Source organism: Streptomyces sp. NPDC012466 (assembly GCF_042955215.1).
In the GTDB taxonomy this organism is placed as follows: domain Bacteria; phylum Actinomycetota; class Actinomycetes; order Streptomycetales; family Streptomycetaceae; genus Streptomyces.
This window is the reverse complement of sequence record NZ_JBIBEQ010000001.1, coordinates 17,635-34,315: the sequence shown is the minus strand read 5'-3', so window position 1 is coordinate 34,315 and position 16,681 is coordinate 17,635. Positions and strand designations below refer to the sequence as shown.

Below are 16,681 nucleotides of genomic sequence, written 5' to 3'. Positions count from 1 at the left end.
CCGACCGTCCCGACCCATGCCCCCGTAGTCGAAGCGTGGCCGGGCGTACGGGCGCTGGACGTGCGCCCCCGCGCACCCTGATGGCCGGTTCTTCGCGCCCACGCAGGGTCACGCTCGCGAACAATGGGGCACGCGCTCAACCAGGACGAGGGGGGCGTACGGCGAGCGGAGGGGGTGGCAGTGATCCGGGTGCTTCTGGTGCACGACGAGTGTCTGGTGCGGTCGGTGCTGGCGGAGTGGCTGCGGCAGGAGTCCGGGCTGGCGGTGCACGACACGTCGTGGCGCGGCGCGCCGGGCATGGTGCGGTCGGTACGGCCGGATGTGTGCGCGGCGGACCTGGAGTGCGCGGACTCCTACGGCATCCCTCCGCTGGGCGAGCTGTCCCGGCCCGGACCGGACCGGGTGCGTCCCCGATTACTCGTCCTGGCCACCGCGAACCGGCCGGGCCTGCTGAAGCGGGCCGCCGAGGCGGGGGCGCTCGGCTACGTCGACAAGGAGGGCTCCCCCGAGAACCTGCTGCGCGGGATCCGCCGCGTGGCCGAGGGGGAACGTTTCGTCAACGACTCCCTGGGTTTCGGATTCCTCAAGGCGGCCGAGATGCCGCTGACCCGCAGAGAACTGAGCGTGTTAACCCTCGCGGCCGAGGGAGCCTCCATCGCGGAGATCGCCGGGAGCCTGCACCTGTCCCACGGAACGGTGCGCAACTACATGGCGGCCATCACCCGCAAGACCGGGGCCCGCAACCGCATCGACGCGATACGCATCTCGCAGGGCCAGGGCTGGCTCTGATCCCCGCCGGGCCGGTGCGGGAGCCCAGCTCCCGACGAGGTCCCGGTACAGCGCGCACGACCGCATCAGCTCCTCGTGACCGCCGTACGCCGTGCTCCGTCCGTCCATCACCAGGACACGGCCGGCGCGACGCGCGGAGCTGATGCGATGGGCGACGACCACCAGGGTCCCGCCCGGCCGCGCGGCGAACGCCCGCTCCGCACGCTCCTCCGCCCCGGGGTCCAGATGGCAGGTCGCCTCGTCCAGCAGAGCGAGCGGGGCGTACGACAGATAGGCCCGGGTCAGCGCGACCAACTGCCGTTCGCCGGCCGACAGCGCCGTCGGGTCGACCCGGGCGTCGAGCCCTCCGAGCCGACCGGCCAGCGGGGCGAGCCCGACCGCCTCGGCCGCGGCCAGCAGCTCCTCCTCCGGCACCGGGTCCGGACGCAGATAGGCGAGGTTCTCGGCCAGGGTGCCGCCGAAGACGTACGCCTCCTGTGGGATGAGCACCCGCCCGGCGACGGCCCCCGGGCCGGGCACGGGGTGACCGCCCACCCGGACGGTGCCGCACGAGGGCGAGAGCAGCCCTGCCACGAGTGCGGTGAGCGTGGACTTGCCGGCGCCGCTGGGACCCACCACGGCCAGGTGCACGCCGCGCGGGAGGACCAGGTCGAGATCCTGGACGACGGGTGCGCTGGCGGGACCGTAGGCGAAGGTGACGGAGGCGAGGGAGAGGGCGGGGGCTGCCCCTTCGGCGGATCGGTCCGGCGAGGGGCGGCGGATCGGCACGCGGGGGCCGGCCGTCGCGGGGGCGGTGCTGCCGTCCGTGCGGGTGGTGCCGTCGATGCCGGCGCGGGCGGCCGCGCCCGGCGGGGCGGCGTCGTGGTGGTCGGCGGTGTCCGTCCCGGTGAGTCTGCGCAGGACCACCGTCAGGCGGGAGCCGCTCGTGCCCAGACCGTGGATGAGGTTGCGGAGGGCCGGAAGCAGGGACTGCGTGACGTAGGCGAGGGCGCCGACCAGGGCGCCGGTGCTGACGCCGTGGCCGAGGAGCCAGGGGGCGGTGGCGAGCAGCAGCACGAGGGGCAACTGGCCGCCGATCGTCAGGGACGCCACACGCAGCACGCCCCAGTGGGCCAGGGCACGCGCCGCGCGCAGTTCGGCCTCGACCCGCTCCCCGGTGCCGGCGGCGATGTGCGCCTCCGCGCCGGTCGCGGTGATGTCCCGCAGGCCCGGGCAGACGGTGCCGAGATCACCGGCGAGGGCCTCGTCGGCGACGAGGAACGTTTCCTGCCGCCGTGCCAGTGGCCGCAGCGTCGCGGCGAACAGCGCGATGCCGACGGCCAGGGGCGGCCCGACGACCAGCAGCAGCGCGGGCGCGAGCGTGAACAGGCCGGCCAGGGCGCCGGCGGACGTGAACACGAAGGAACGGGAGACCATGACCAGCCCGGCGAACGTGTCCCGGGCGATCTCCACCTGCTGGGTGAGGCCGGACAGGGAACCCGCGTCACCGGTCCGTACCCCGCGCGAGACCACCCGTTCCACGAGCCGGTCCCGGAAGGGTTCGACCAGCGCGGCGACGGCCGCGTAGACCCGGGCGGTCCCGTACGCGCCGAGCAGGACGCCGATCCCGGTCACCGCCAGCCAGAGCAGTCCGATGTCCGCCCGCCCGCGCAGAAACCCCTCGTCCAGCGCCCGGGCGGGGCCGTATCCGATGAGGAAGGTCTGCCCGGTCTCCAGCACGGACCAGGCCGTGAGCCGCAACAGGACCCGCCTGCGGGCCAGCAGGAAACGCAGACCCCGGGCGGTGAGGCCGGTGGCGATCGGGAGCGTCATGAATCCGTCCCCTCCCCGGCGGCCGCACCCGTAACCCTCCGGCCGCTCATGCTGTCCGTCTCCCCACTCGCCCCGCCCCGGGCGTGAGACACCGACGGCACGTCGCCGTCGCCCGTGTCCCCGGGCCCCGCACCCTCCCCGAACACCGCCCGGTACTCCGCGAGCCGCCACAACTCCTCGTGCCGTCCCACCGCCCGCACCCGCCCCCCGTCCAGCCACGCCACGGCATCGGCGCACGCGGCGGTCGCGCCGCGGTGGGCGACCAGGAGCCGGGTGGCGGCCGGGCCGTCGCCGAAGAGGGCGTCGGTGATGTGCCGTTCCGTCACCGTGTCGAGGCTGGAAAGGGCGTCGTCCAGGATCAGCAGACGCCCACCGTGCGCGAACGCCCGGGCGAGGCCCAGCCGTTGGGACTCGCCGCCGGAGCGCGGGGCGTCGGCGACGGCCGTGCCGTAGCCGTCGGGGAGGCGGCGCACGAAGTCGTCGGCGAGGGCCGTGCGGGCCGCCTCGCGGATCACGCCGGGGGAGGGGGACGGCAGGCCGAGGCCGATCGCCTGCTCGACCGTGCCGCCGAGGAGGGCGGGGCGGGCGAAGGCGTAGCCGACGGCGCGGCGCAGGTCGTCGTGCGGCAGCTCGCGCAGCGGCACACCGTCGAGGAGCACCTCGCCCGCGTCCGGGTCGGCCAGCCGTCCGGCGAGCGCGGCGAGGAGCGACTTGCCCGCGCCGGAGCGGCCGACCACCGCCAGGGTCGTGCCGCCCGGTACGTCGAGGTCCACCCCGTCGAGCACGGTGTGTCCGCCGCGCCGGGCCGTCACACCCCGCAGTTCCAGCCGCCCGGGGCCGTCGGGCAGCCGGCGGGTGCCGAAGGCGGTGGCGGGCTCGGTCTCGACCTCACCGAGGCGCCGGGCCGCGGCCCGGGCCCGGGCCAGGCCCGCGAGCCGGCCGACCAGCACGCCGACACCGGTCGCGAGCACCGCGTACCGGGAGGCCGCGAGCACCTCGCCCACCGAGAGCCGGTCCCGGGTGAGCAGTACCCCCGCCACGGCGACGACCGCGAGTTGCAGCAGCGGTGCCACGGCGACCGCCCGGGCCGCGGCCCGCCCCTGCACCCGCCACATGCGGTGGCCGGCCCGGGACAGATCGGGCAGCGGCCGCAGCACCCGGGCGGTCTCCCGGTCCTGCGTGCCGGCCGCCCGGACGGTGCGCACCCCCTCGACGGCCTCGGCCAGCGCCGCCGCGATCCGGCCCTGGGCCCGCTGATAGCGCGAGGCGCTCTCGGAGGTGTCACGGGAGACGGCGCGCAGGAGAAGCGCCAGCACGGGGGCTCCGGCGAGGAACACGGCCGCGAGCCACCCGTCGATCACAGCGAGCGCGACCACCCCGCCGACGGGACCGGCGAGCGCGGCCAGCAGCGCCGCACGGGCCGCCGGGGTGGTCCCCGCCTCGGCCGCGTTGCCGATCAGCCGCGCGACGAGGTCACCGGAGCCGAAGCGGTCGGCGGCGCGCGGGCCGACGCCCAGGACGTGCCCGGTCAGCCGTCGGCGCAGCCATGCGGTGGTACGGGCGTCGACGGTGCCGGTGAGGACGGTCTGGACCGCGTCGAGCAGGGCGAGCAGCAGGACGAGGCCGGCGCAGCAGAGCACCCAGCGCGTGGCGGGGGCGTGCGCCAGCAGAAGATCGAGGGCCCGGCCCAGCGCGGCCGGCAGCAGCAGCCCGGCACCTGTCGCGGCGATGCTGACCAGGCACAGCACCACACAGCGGGACCCGCTGTACCGGGTGGCCGTGCGCAACAGGGCGCGCGCGTGTCCGGCCGCCGGGTCGTCGTCGGCGCGCGGGGGCATACGGGCCTTTCCTGGAGCGGGACGGACCCCGGGCGGCCCCTCCCCGAAGGGAGGGAGCCGCCCGGAGCGAGCAGACCGTAGGTCAGAGACAGAGCAGAACGCTCGCGGCGCTGATGCAGGAGAGCAGGCTCACCGTGCTGTTGCCGCCGCCGTCCGTGCGCTCTTCGGTCTCGATGGTCTGCAGGTCGAGAAGTGCCATGATGTGTCCTTCCGTTGGGTGTCCGTCCGTGGTCATCCGTGGGGACGGGGTGGTGTCACGACTCCGCGGGAGCGCGGAACCGCGTCAGTGGGGCCGCCTGCCCGGCGGCGGGAGGAACGGCAGGTGGGCGTCGGTCGCCGGGTCGAGGGCCGCGCCGAGCGCCAGCAGGCACCCTGCCGTTCCGGTGGCGAGGTCCATGGAGAGCCGCATCATCTGGTGTCCGGGGAAGGCCAGTTGGCCCTGGTAGGCCATCGCGAACCAGCCGAGCCCGGCGATCTGCCCGGCCAGCCGGTCCTCCGTCGCGCCCGGCGTGGTGGTGCGGCTGAGGTGCAGGATCATTCCGGCGCGGCCCTGGAAGAGCCCGGGCTGCGCGTAGAAGCGTGAGGTGGCCGCGGTGAGCACGCCCGAGCGGGCCGTGCCGAACTCGCCCGCGAGAGCGGGGGCGTGGGCCACGAGGTCGTCCAGGACCATGCCGAGGCCCGCGCTGCCGTCACCGAGGTAGGGCAGGGTCCGCCAGCCCTCGTCGACCTCCAGCGACCCGTTCTCCCGGGTCACGCAGGACGCCAGGTCCCGGCGCAGGGCCACCGCCGCAGCCTCCAGCCAGGCCTCCTCGCCGGTCCACTCGTACTGCCGCAGCATGAGCAGTGCGGGGCCGCTCGCGCCGCGCAGCAGTCCGGCGCGCGGCCGGGACGCGGCCGGGACCGGCTCGGTGAGCCGTTGCACGAGGATCCGCGCGGCCTCGTGGGCCCGCTCACCCAGCTCCGCCTCGCCGGTCGTACGGGCCAGATGCCCGAGGACGAGGCCGAGCCCGGCCAGTCCGCCGTGCAGGTCGGAGGAGAGGTTCTGCCACCGCTCGGCGAGGATGCCCTCGACCAGGTCCAGCGCCCGCTGCCGGTGCCCGAGCCGGTCGAGGACCAGGGCGACGCCCGCGAGTCCGTCGTACAGGCCGAGCGGGGTGCCGACCGGGGCCGGTGCCGTCCGCTCCAGCAGCCAGCGCTCACCCTCCTCGTACCGCTCGGCGCCGGCTGCGTCCAGCGCGAACAGCACCCCCGCGGCGCCGTGGGCGATCCCGAGCCCGCCGCCGTCCGAGAACTGGGCGACGTCGCCGGGGAAGAGCCGGTCGTCGCGCTCCGGGGTGGCGGAGGCGAGGATGGCCTTGACCATCGAGTCGCGGCTGTACGGCCAGTCGCCCGGGTCCACCGGCGAGGAGGGAGCGGCCGGCGTACGGCCGGACACCTCGCGGGTGATCTCGGTGACCGCCGCGTCGAGGAACTCCCGCGGCACGTCCGGGAACTGCTCCGCGATCACCTCGGCCAGGTGCGCCGCCTTGCCGCGGTCGACCACGAACAGTGTGGTCACGGGCAGGAACAGGGCCAGCCGCAGACAGGCCAGCGCATAGCGGTCGATGTCGGCGCCCCGGCGGTCCGGCGGCGCGAAGAACCCGGGGTGGGCGACGACCTGGCGGCCGTTCTCCTCCGCCGGGGCCGCGGCCTCGAAGTCGAGGAGGAACACCGTCTCCTCGTCCGGGGCGACCATGATGTTGAAGACGTGCAGGTCGTTGAAGACGATGCCCCGGGCGTGCACCGCCGCCACGGCCTCCTCCACCCGGCGGTGGATGCGCAGCGCCCACGCCGTGTAGGCGGCGACGGCCTCCGCGTCGGGATCCTGGGTGAGCAGCGGATGCCGCTCGGCGAAGAAGGAGTTGAGCGGACGGCCCTCCAGGAAGTCCATCACCAGGAAGCGGTGCCCGCCGAGCTCGAACCAGTCGCGCACCTCCGGGACCACGCCCGTGCCGGCGACCCGCTCCAGTGCCTGCTTCTCCCGCTCCAGCCGGGCGATCGCGTCGGCGCCGTCCGAGGCAAGACCCGCGTGCGGCCGGCCCTCCTTCAGGACGACCTTGCGCCCGTCACGGGTGTCGGTGCCCGCGTACACCCCGCCGCCGTTGGAGAAGTGCAGCGCCTTCTCGATGCGGTACGGCAGCTCGCCCGTCGTCGTGTTGTTCCGCGCGTCGAGGTGCGGCTGGAGGAACGCCGGCAGCGTCACCCACTCCGGCACCTGGAAGGACGGCGACCGCCGGTCCGGCACCAGCCGCCCCTCGCCGTCCCGCACCGCGGGCACCAGCGAGCCCCGCTCGTCCACGACGAACGCCCGTGCGAAGGCGCCGTAGCGGACGTACAGCGGGCCCTCGCCCCAGCGCAGGTCGGTGAGGATGTAGGGCCCCTCGAACCCCTCCAGCAGTGCGCCCAGCTCGCGCAGCACCCGGTGCAGCTGCTCCTCGTCGGCCGGATAGACGGTGACGAACTTGCCGCTGCCGTCGCGCGGCGCGTACTTGGTGTTGCGCAGGTGGAGCAGGTGCGGGCCGGGCACGAACTTGAAGGGGACGCGCCGCTCGACGCAGTAGTCCCACACGATCCGGGCGATCTCCTCCGCGTTCGCCCGGGTCGCCGAGGCGTGGATCTTCCACCCCTGGGCCGGGCCCTGCAGCGGTTCGCCGTCCGGGCCGAGCGGCGTCATGGTCAGCCAGTCGCCGATCCGGGCCGATTCCCAGCCCTCCGGCAGCGGCCGGCGGGCCGTCTCGTAGAGGTGGGGGGCTGTCCCCGCCCCGTCCCGCGCAAGCCGGTCCGGCGTCTCGTAGAAGTGCCGGTCGGCCAGCGCGTACACCTCGTACCGCTTGTCCATGCGTCCCCCTCCTGACAGGCACCGAGCCTTCCAGCCACGCACCGTGCCCGGACAGTCACGCCTGTCACGAGAACACCGTGCGGAACGCATGCGTCAAGACTTGTTCGGTTTCCTTCGAGCGCCCGTGCCGACGCCGGTCCACGGAACGCCCACAGGGGCTGCGCAGGTGTCCTATTAGCGCTGTAATGGCCAACGTGGTCAGTCAGGGCGCACAAGAGCGCGGAACGCGAACGTTGCGTGCCGAAGGTGCCCTCAAGGCGATCGCGGTCGATCACGAGTCGCCCGACCGGCTGCGCCGCGTCCTCGAACAGGCACTCGTCTTCGCCGGTGCGGCGTTCGCCGGCGTGTACGCGCCCAGCGAGGACGGCGAGCTGCTGTGCCTGATGGAGTCGGCCGGCGTCCCGAGGACGCTCTACGGACTGCGCGACAGCTACCCGCGCGCCGGGCGGTCCCCGGTCGCCGAAGCCCACCGCGGTGGACGGCCGGTGTCACTGGGCCCGGCGGAACTCGCCGAGCACGCCCAGGCGCGGCGCGTGCCGTCCGGGGGCTTCCACCTCACGGCCCTGCCCGTGCAGGAGGACGGCGGCTGCCTGCTGGCCGTGAGCGAGCGCCCCGGAGGATTCGCCGCCGACGACCTCAGGTGCCTGGAGCTCATCTCCGAGGCGGTGGCCTTCACCGCCCCGGCCGCGCCCGCCGAGGCCGGCGAACTGCCGCCGAGCGCCTTCAGCCTCGCCATGGACACCGGCCGCGTCCGCGTCGGCGACGACCTGCTGGACCTGTTCGGCCTGGACCCCGTGGAGTTCGACGGCCGGATCGAGACCCTGCTCAGCCTGACCGTGCCCGAGGACCTGCCCTCGCTGATGTCGGTGGTGGAGGCCGACCACATGTCCATCGGCGACCGGGAGCTGGAGTTCAGGGTGCTCCAGCCCGCCGGGCCGCCGAAGTGGCTCCGGCTGCGCGGGCGCCTCCTGCCTGGCGGCGAGGGCCGCCCGGCCCGGCTCGTGGGCACGGTCGTCGACGTCTCCACCCTGCGCTCCGACGTCACCGACGTGGCCCGCGTCCAGCGTCTGGCCGCCGCGCTGGCCACCGCCGTCACCGTCCGCGACGTGGGCAAGGCCGTGGTCGCCGCGCTGCGCCGGCCGCTGAGGGCCGACCGGATCGCGCTGGCCGAGCTGGAGAGCGAACGGCTCGTCGTCACCGTCCTCGACCCGCCCGAACCCGAGGCCTGGCCCGAGCTGTGGCGGTCGGAGTGGCGCACCGAGTGGCCCGACGCGCCCGTACGCGCCATGCCCACCCTCGCCGCCGCGCTGCGCGAGGGCCGGGCCCGCATCTGGCCCGCCGGCAGCCCGCTGGAACGCGCCCTGGCCGAGGTCGGCCCCGGCGGCCTCGCCGTCCTGCCGCTGCCGGCCGGCAACCGCATGGCCGGCGCCTGCCTGATCGGCTGGGACACCCCGCACGACTTCGGCACCGACGAACGCGCCCTGCTCACCGCCTGCGCGGGCCTCGCCGGACAGGCCCTGGTGCGGGCCCGGGCCTTCGACGCCGAGCACGAACTCGTCGGCATGCTCCAGCGCCAGCTGCTGCCGCGCAGCCTGCCCCGGCTGCCGGGCGCGGTGGCCGTCGCCCGCTACCTGCCCAGCACGGCGGGGCTCGAACTCGGCGGTGACTGGTACGACGTCATCCCGCTGCCCGACAACCACGTCGCCCTCGTCATCGGCGACGTCCAGGGCCACAGCGCCGGCGCCGCCACCCTCATGGGCCAGATGCGCACCGCCCTGCGCGCCTACGCCGTCGAGGGACACCCGCCGGACGTGGTCGTCGCGCACGCCAACCGGCTGCTCATGGACATGGAGAGCGACCTCTTCGCGACCTGTTGCTACGTCGATGTCGACCTGGAGGAGGGCGCGGCCTGGTGCGTGCGCGCGGGGCACCTGCCGCCGGTGCTGCGCTACCCGGACGGCCGGACCGAGATCGCGGAGGCCGAGGGCGGGCCACCCCTCGGGGTGGTCACCCGGGCCGACTTCCCCATGAGCCCGCTCCGGCTCCCGCCCGGCACCGTGATCGCCCTGGCCACGGACGGGCTCGTCGAGACGCCCGGCTCCGACATCGACGACGGCATGGACCACCTCGCCGAGCGGCTGGCCGACGCCGCCCCCGCCGACCTGGGGCTGGTCGCCGACGCCCTCCTGGGCGACGCCCCGCGCAGCGACGACGTCGCCCTGCTGCTCCTGCGCTACGACGGCATGGAGCTGCGTCCGCTGCGGGAGAGCTGGACGGTCTGGCGCGTCCCGCAGGCCGTCGGACACGCCCGCCGCTTCGCCCGGCGCGCCCTGCGCTCCTGGGGGGTCACCGTCGACCAGGACGCCGCCCTCCTCGTCGTCTCCGAACTCGTCACCAACGCCCTGGTGCACACCGACGGCCAGGTCCGCATGGACCTCACCCTCGTCAACGACCGCCTGCGCATCGCCGTCGCGGACGCCTCCCCCCGCTCACCGGTCAGACCGACCAGCATCGGCTGGGAGGCCACCGGCGGCCGGGGCATCCTCCTCGTCGAGGCCCTGACCGCGACCTGGGGCACCCTGCCGGTCAGCGGCGGCAAGCAGGTGTGGGCGGAGCTGGCGCTGGGCCGCTGAGCAGTCCACCGGCCCGCGCCCGGCGCCCACCGGCCCCTGCCCGGCGCCCACCCTCGCGCCCGGCGCCCACCGGGGCGTGACCGCACCGCCCCCCGAGGTTCAGCCCAGCCGCTTCAGCAGTTCCTCCGCCAGCGGGGCCGACGACGCGGGGTTCTGGCCCGTGACCAGGTTGCGGTCGGTGACCACGTGCGGGGCCCACGGCTCGCCGGCCCGGACGGTCACCCCGGCCTCGGTGAGACGGTCCTGGAGCAGCCACCGGGCGCGGTCGGCGAGGCCGCCCTGGATCTCCTCGGCGTTGGTGAAGGCCGCGACCTCGTAGCCGGCGAAGACGTTCGCCCCGTCGGCCCCGACAGCGGCCAGCAGCGCGGCCGGCCCGTGGCAGACGACACCGAGCGGCCTGCCCGACTCCAGGGCCCGGGCGAGCAGCCGGCCGGATGCGGCGTTGACGGCGAGGTCCTCCATCGGGCCGTGACCGCCGGGGTAGAAGACGGCCGCGTAGTCGTCCAGCCGGACGTCCTCGAGACGGACGGGACGCCGCAGCTCGGTGAAGGACTCCAGCGCCTTCGCGATCCGGTCGGCGTTCTCCTGGCCCCCGTTCACCTCCGGGGCGAGGGAGGCCCGGTCGACGGTCGGCTCGACACCGCCGGGCGTGGCCACGACGACCTCGTGCCCGGCGGCCCGGAACGCCTCGTACGGGGCGACGGCCTCCTCGGCCCAGAAGCCGGTGGGGTGCTCGGTGCCGTCGGCCAGGGTCCAGGTGTCGGCTCCGGTGACGACGAAGAGGATCTTCGACATGGTGGGTGATCTCCAGGGGACGGGCCGCGGTCGGACAGCGCGGCGATGACTCGGACGAGGACGACCGTAGGCGTCCGTACCGTCGGTTTTCCAATGGGTGCACCAATGGATTCCATAGGAATTCCAATGGCGGGGCACGGTAGGGTCGGATCGCGTGAGGCCCATCGATCCCGTCGGCGCGACCGGCACGCCCGCGCAGCCCGACCTCAACCTGCTGCGCACCTTCCTGGCCGTCTACCGGTCCGGCTCCTTCACGGCCGCCGCGCACCTGCTGGGTCTGTCCCAGCCGACCGTCACCACGCAGATCCGCTCGCTGGAGCGGCAGACCCGCCGTGAGCTGTTCGAACGGCTGCCGCGCGGCGTCGCCCCGACCGCCGTGGCCGACGAACTCGCGGCCCGTGTCGCGGCCCCGCTCGACGCGCTCGCCGAGGCCACCGGCCACGGCCCCCGGGAGGAGTCACGCGCCGAGCCGGTCCACCTGGCCGGACCCGCCGAACTGCTGTCGACCCGGGCCCTGCCCGCCCTGGTCCCGCTCGTCACCGAGGGTGTGCGGCTGCGCGTCGCCCTGGGACTGACCGAGCCCCTGCTCGACGAACTGCGCGCCGGCCGCCACGACCTGGTGATCGCCACCACCCGGCCCCGCGGCCGCACCCTGTCCGCCGTGCCTCTCACGGACGAGGAGTTCGTCCTGGTCGCCGCCCCCGTCTGGGCCGACCGCATCGCGCGGCGCCCGGCCGCGGACGGCCCCGCCGCGTTGCACGACGTCCCGCTGATCACGTACGCCGAGGACCTGCCCATCGTGCGCCGCTACTGGCGGCACGTCTTCGGCCGGCGTCTGAACTGTCGCGCCGCCGTCTCGGTACCGGACCTGAGGGCCGTCCTGGCGCTGGTCACCGCCGGTGCCGGCTTCAGCGTGCTGCCGCGCTACCTGTGCGCCGGGGGACTGGAGTCCGGTGCCCTGGTGCTGCTCGACGCCCCGGAGGACGTGCCGATCAACACCGGCTTCCTCGTCCAGCGGCCGGGCACCTCGGGCAACCGGCACGTGACCCTCGTCCGCGACCGTCTGCTGGAGGCCGGCCGTACCTGGTGACACCGCGGGCCGACCGGGTACCCGACGCGGGACAGGACGGATAAACCGCCACGAGCCGAAGGAAGAGGAAGAGGAACGTCATGGCTCAGCATGTCCGCGACATCATGACCGGCGACCCTGTCACCGTCGGGCCGCAGACCTCTGTCGCCGAAGTGGCGCGCATCATGCGCGACGAGGACCTCGGAGTCGTCCTGGTGACGGACGGCGACGACCTGCGCGGCCTGGTCACCGACCGTGACCTGGTCGTCCGGTCGATCAGCCGGGGCGGCGACCCGGAGGAGACCACCGTGGCCGGGGCGTGCAGCGACGACCTGGTCACCGTCGGTCCCGACGAGGACCTGGGCCACGCGGTGGAACTGATGCGCGAGCACTCCGTGCGCCGCATCCCGGTCGTCGACCACGGGCACCCCGTGGGCATCGTCTCCCTGGGCGACCTGGCCATGGAGCGCGACCCGGAGTCGGCGCTCGGCGACATCAGCGCCGCGCGCCCCAACGCCTGACCCGCAGCCACCCACCGGACGGTCCCGCGCACCCTGTCGTGCGCGGGACCGTCGCAGTCGTGCGCGGGACGTCGTACGTCCGTCGGAACACGCGGCCGAACACGCTGCCGAACACGTTCTCCGAACACCTCGCGGAAGGAGGGGAGTTCGGGAGCGCGGCACAGGCGTCACGGGCCGGGTTTGTTCGGTTTTTCGCTGGGGACTCGAACAAGAGCGGAAGCAGAAGGAAGATGATGAGTCGTGGAGTCCATGGACACCAGTGAGAAGCCCGTCGCCCGTCAGCACGAGACCGGCTGGTCGAAGGCGCGTCGTCTGCGCGGCAAGGCCGCGCTGCGGACCTGCCTCCCGGCCGTCGAGGACCGGGGCACCCCCGGGGTGGTGCGCTCCGGGGCGGAGTGGAACATCGTCCGGGGCGAGGACTGACCCCTCCCCGCAGGACAGCGCGGTGACGATCCGAGTAACTGCGCGCATCGACAACTAAAAGAAGTGATGTTCACATCCGCCGGATCACGACTAAGGTGAACCGAATGAAGGCTCTCGTGCTGTCCGGCGGCGCAGGAACGCGGCTGAGGCCGATCACCCACACGTCGGCCAAGCAACTGGTGCCCGTGGCCAACAAGCCCGTGCTGTACTACGGGTTGGAGTCGATCGCCGAGGCCGGTATCACCGACGTGGGCATGATCGTCGGGGAGACGGCCGGGGAGATCGAGGAAGCGGTGGGGGACGGGTCGAAGTTCGGCCTCGACATCACCTACATCCCCCAGGAGCGGCCCCTCGGGCTGGCCCACGCGGTGCTGATCGCCCGGGACTACCTCGGCGACGACGACTTCGTGATGTACCTCGGCGACAACTTCATCGTCGGCGGCATCACCGGCCTCGTCGAGGAGTTCCGCAGCCATCGGCCCGACGCCCAGATCCTGCTCACCCGCGTGGCCGACCCGCGTGCCTTCGGAGTCGCCGAACTCGACCCGTCCGGCCAGGTGATCGGCCTGGAGGAGAAGCCCGACCAGCCCAAGAGCGATCTCGCGCTGGTCGGCGTCTACATGTTCACGCCCCTCATCCACGAGGCGGTCCGCGCCATCGAACCGTCCTGGCGCGGCGAACTGGAGATCACCCACGCCATCCAGCACCTGATCGACACCCGCGCCGACGTGCGCTCCACGGTCGTCAAGGGCTACTGGAAGGACACCGGCAACGTCGCCGACATGCTCGAGGTGAACCGCACGGTCCTCGAAGTCATGGAGCGCCGCATCGACGGCGAGGTGGACGACGCCTCGGAGACCATAGGACGCGTGGTGGTCGAAGAGGGCGCGCGGATCGTCGGCTCCCGCATCGTCGGGCCCGCCGTCATCGGCTCGGGCACCCTCGTCAGCAACTCCTACGTGGGCCCCTTCACCTCCGTCGCCGAGAACTGCCGCATCACCGACAGCGAGGTGGAGTTCTCGATCGTGCTGCGGGACTCCTCGATCCAGGGCGTCGGCCGGATCGAGGCCTCGCTGATCGGCCGGCACGTCGAGGTGACCCCGGCCCCCAGCGTCCCCAGCGCCCACCGCTTCGTCCTCGGAGATCACAGCAAGGTGCAGATCACTTCATGAACCTCCTCGTCACCGGCGCCGCCGGGTTCATCGGCTCCCGCTACGTGCGCGCCCTGCTCGCCTCGGACGCGCCCGACGCGCCCCGCATCACCGTGCTGGACAAGCTCACCTACGCCGGCACCCTCGACAACCTCGAACTGACCCACCCCCGGCTGGAGTTCGTGCAGGGCGACATCTGCGACGCCGAGCTCGTCGACAAGCTGATGGCCGGTGCGGACCAGGTCGTGCACTTCGCCGCCGAGTCCCATGTGGACCGCTCCATCACCGGCGCCGCCGACTTCGTCCGCACCAACGTCCTCGGCACCCAGACCCTGCTGGACGCCGCCCTGCGCTACGACGCGGGCCCCTTCGTGCACGTCTCCACCGACGAGGTCTACGGCTCCATCGAGTCCGGGTCGTGGCCCGAGGACCACCCGCTGCAGCCCAACTCGCCGTACTCGGCCTCCAAGGCCTCCTCCGACCTGCTCGCGCTGGCCTACCACCGCACCCACGGCCTGGACGTGCGCGTCACGCGCTGCTCCAACAACTACGGCCCGCACCAGTTCCCCGAGAAGGTCATCCCGCTGTTCGTCACCAACCTCCTCGACGGCCACAACGTGCCGCTGTACGGCGAGGGCCGCAACATCCGCGACTGGCTGCACGTCGACGACCACTGCCAGGGCGTCGACCTCGTCCGCACCAAGGGCCGCCCCGGCGAGGTCTACAACATCGGCGGCGGCACCGAGCTCACCAACAAGGAGCTCACCGGGCTGCTCCTGGACGCCTGCGGAGCGGACTGGGACCGGGTGGAGTACGTCGAGGACCGCAAGGGCCACGACCTGCGCTACTCCGTCGACTGGTCCAAGGCCCGCGACGAACTCGGCTACCGCCCCCGCCACGACTTCACCACCGGCCTCGCCGAGACCGTCGCCTGGTACCGCGACAACCGGTCCTGGTGGGAGCCCCTGAAGCGGCGCGTCGCCCAGGAGCGGGCATGAGGTGGCTGATCACCGGGGCGGGCGGGATGCTCGGCCGTGACGTCGTCGAGGAACTCACGAGGCGCGGCGAGAGCGTCATGGGTCTCGACCGCACCGCCCTGGACATCACGGACGCCGCGGCCGTCGACGCCGCCGTACGGGAGCACCGCCCCGACCTCGTCGTGAACTGCGCCGCGTACACGGCCGTCGACGACGCCGAGACCGACGAGGCCCGCGCCCTGGAGATCAACGGCGACGGCCCGCGCCTGCTGGCCCGGGCCTGCGCCGCGCACGACGCCCGCCTCCTCCACGTCTCCACGGACTACGTCTTCTCCGGCGAGTCCCGCACCAGCCCGTACCCGGAGGACCACCCGACGGGCCCGCGCACCGCCTACGGCCGCACCAAACTGGCCGGGGAACGGGCCGTACTGGAGGAACTCCCCGGGGCGAGCGCGGTGCTGCGCACGGCGTGGCTCTACGGCGTCCACGGCTCCAGCTTCGTCCGGACCATGATCGGACTGGAAGCGCGCCGCGACACCCTCGACGTCGTCGACGACCAGCGCGGGCAGCCCACCTGGAGCGCCGACGTCGCCGAGCGGATCGCCGACCTCGGCCCCCGGATCGGCCCTGACGCGCACGGCGTCTTCCACGCCACCAACTCCGGCGAGGCCACCTGGTACGACCTCGCCCGCGAGGTGTTCTCCCTCATCGGCGCCGACCCGGACCGGGTGCGCCCCACCAGCAGCGCGGCCTTCCCCCGGCCCGCCCCCCGCCCGGCGTACAGCGCCCTCGCACACCGCCGGTGGCAGGAGATCGGCCTGCCCCTGCCGCGCGACTGGCGCTCCGCCCTGCACGAAGCACTGCCCCGCATCCGCAAGGAAGGTCTTCCTCGTGAAACGCCATGAGTTCCTCCGGGAACTGCACAAGGTCAGCGCCAATCGCAACTACCTGGAGATCGGCGTCAACGACGGCCGCAGCCTGACGTTGTCCCGCGTCCCCAGCATCGCGATCGACCCCGCCTTCAAGGTGGTCTCGGAGCTGAGGTGCGACGTCCACCTGGTGAAGGCCACCAGTGACGACTTCTTCGCGCGCGACAACCCGCTCCAGCACCTCAAGGGCGGCCGTCACCCGCTGCGCAACCTGCGCCGCGGCCGCAGCCCGATCGGCTACTGGCGCCGCACGACCCTGGACCTGTCGTTCATCGACGGCATGCACCTGTTCGAGTTCGCGCTGCGCGACTTCATGAACGTCGAGAAGTACTCGGACTGGGGCAGTGTGATCGTCCTCGACGACATGCTGCCGCGCAGCATCGACGAAGCGGCCCGGGACCGGCACACCAACGCCTGGACCGGCGACGTCTACAAGATCACCGAGGTGCTGGCGCGCTACCGCCCGGACCTGGTCACGGTGCAGGTGGACACCGCCCCCACCGGCCAGCTGGTCGTCTTCGGCGCCGACCCGGACAACCGGGTCCTGCACGACAAGTACGACGAGATCATGGCCGAGTACAAGATCCCCGACCCGCAGAAGGTCCCCGAGGCGATCCTGGAGCGGGCCGGCGCGGTCCGCCCCGAGGCGCTCCTCGAAGCGGGCTTCTGGCGTCCCCTCGCCCAGGCCCGCAACCGCGGTCTGCCCCGCTCCGTGGGCTGGGAGCCGCTGCGCAAGGCCCTCCAGCAGGTCGGTGTGAGCCGCTGAGCGACGGCGCCGGCCACCGCCCGGGGGTGGCCGGCGCCGACGACCTTCCTTCCCGGCACACCGCAGGCCCGGACGCTGCACGCGTCCGGGCCTGCGGTGT

At 73.7% G+C, this 16,681-nt stretch carries 13 protein-coding genes and 1 pseudogene; 9 read left to right on the top strand and 5 right to left on the bottom strand.

Features of this window, described 5'->3' with window-relative positions; genetic code table 11:
* Positions 1–123 precede the first annotated feature (123 nt).
* Positions 124–705: pseudogene (locus ACFY9E_RS00155) on the top strand (LuxR C-terminal-related transcriptional regulator); the annotation flags it as partial.
* Here ACFY9E_RS00155 and ACFY9E_RS00150 read toward each other — a convergent pair.
* The 4 genes from ACFY9E_RS00150 to lanKC all read right to left on the bottom strand — a co-directional run bounded on the left by ACFY9E_RS00150 (position 628) and on the right by lanKC (position 7,317).
* Positions 628–2,601, bottom strand: a complete 1,974-nt coding sequence (locus tag ACFY9E_RS00150; protein WP_390977763.1) for an ATP-binding cassette domain-containing protein — start codon at positions 2,599–2,601, stop codon at positions 628–630. The pseudogene ACFY9E_RS00155 and the gene ACFY9E_RS00150 overlap by 78 nt on opposite strands.
* Positions 2,598–4,439 carry an ABC transporter transmembrane domain-containing protein gene (locus tag ACFY9E_RS00145; RefSeq protein WP_390977761.1) on the bottom strand — a complete coding sequence of 614 codons (1,842 nt, stop codon included), beginning with the start codon at positions 4,437–4,439 and terminating at the stop codon, positions 2,598–2,600. The genes ACFY9E_RS00150 and ACFY9E_RS00145 overlap by 4 nt, the downstream gene beginning before the upstream one ends.
* 82 nt (positions 4,440–4,521) lie before the next feature.
* Positions 4,522–4,638, bottom strand: coding sequence for a SapB/AmfS family lanthipeptide (locus ACFY9E_RS00140; protein WP_031113019.1), 117 nt, complete (start codon positions 4,636–4,638; stop codon positions 4,522–4,524).
* 84 nt (positions 4,639–4,722) lie between these two features.
* Positions 4,723–7,317, bottom strand: a complete 2,595-nt coding sequence (gene lanKC, locus ACFY9E_RS00135; protein WP_390977759.1) for a class III lanthionine synthetase LanKC — start codon at positions 7,315–7,317, stop codon at positions 4,723–4,725.
* 185 nt (positions 7,318–7,502) lie between these two features.
* Here lanKC and ACFY9E_RS00130 point away from each other — a divergent pair, with 185 nt between their 5' ends.
* A complete protein-coding gene (locus ACFY9E_RS00130; RefSeq protein WP_390977757.1) occupies positions 7,503–9,950 on the top strand; it encodes a SpoIIE family protein phosphatase in 2,448 nt (815 codons plus the stop codon).
* A gap of 99 nt (positions 9,951–10,049) precedes the next feature.
* Here ACFY9E_RS00130 and ACFY9E_RS00125 read toward each other — a convergent pair whose 3' ends face one another.
* A complete protein-coding gene (locus ACFY9E_RS00125) occupies positions 10,050–10,745 on the bottom strand; it encodes a DJ-1/PfpI family protein (protein WP_390977755.1) in 696 nt (231 codons plus the stop codon).
* 154 nt (positions 10,746–10,899) lie between these two features.
* Here ACFY9E_RS00125 and ACFY9E_RS00120 point away from each other — a divergent pair, with 154 nt between their 5' ends.
* The 7 genes from ACFY9E_RS00120 to ACFY9E_RS00090 all read left to right on the top strand — a co-directional run bounded on the left by ACFY9E_RS00120 (position 10,900) and on the right by ACFY9E_RS00090 (position 16,581).
* A complete protein-coding gene (locus tag ACFY9E_RS00120; RefSeq protein WP_390977753.1) occupies positions 10,900–11,835 on the top strand; it encodes a LysR substrate-binding domain-containing protein in 936 nt (311 codons plus the stop codon).
* Positions 11,836–11,915: 80 nt separating this feature from the next.
* The gene (locus tag ACFY9E_RS00115; protein WP_390977751.1) at positions 11,916–12,335 is read left to right on the top strand and encodes a CBS domain-containing protein; all 420 of its coding nucleotides are present in this window, start codon (positions 11,916–11,918) and stop codon (positions 12,333–12,335) included.
* A gap of 240 nt (positions 12,336–12,575) precedes the next feature.
* On the top strand, positions 12,576–12,758 hold the full coding sequence (locus ACFY9E_RS00110) for a hypothetical protein (protein WP_390980335.1): 183 nt from the start codon (positions 12,576–12,578) through the stop codon (positions 12,756–12,758).
* Positions 12,759–12,862: 104 nt separating this feature from the next.
* Positions 12,863–13,930, top strand: a complete 1,068-nt coding sequence (locus ACFY9E_RS00105; RefSeq protein ID WP_390977749.1) for a glucose-1-phosphate thymidylyltransferase — start codon at positions 12,863–12,865, stop codon at positions 13,928–13,930.
* Positions 13,927–14,907 (top strand): dTDP-glucose 4,6-dehydratase, encoded by a 981-nt coding sequence (gene rfbB / locus ACFY9E_RS00100; RefSeq protein WP_390977748.1) that lies wholly within the window; start codon positions 13,927–13,929, stop codon positions 14,905–14,907. Before ACFY9E_RS00105 ends, rfbB begins: the two co-directional genes overlap by 4 nt.
* Entirely contained in the window at positions 14,904–15,791 is an 888-nt protein-coding gene (gene rfbD / locus ACFY9E_RS00095) for a dTDP-4-dehydrorhamnose reductase (RefSeq protein ID WP_390977746.1), read from the top strand. Before rfbB ends, rfbD begins: the two co-directional genes overlap by 4 nt.
* Positions 15,778–16,581, top strand: a complete 804-nt coding sequence (locus ACFY9E_RS00090) for a class I SAM-dependent methyltransferase (RefSeq protein ID WP_390977744.1) — start codon at positions 15,778–15,780, stop codon at positions 16,579–16,581. The genes rfbD and ACFY9E_RS00090 overlap by 14 nt, the downstream gene beginning before the upstream one ends.
* Positions 16,582–16,681 lie beyond the last annotated feature (100 nt).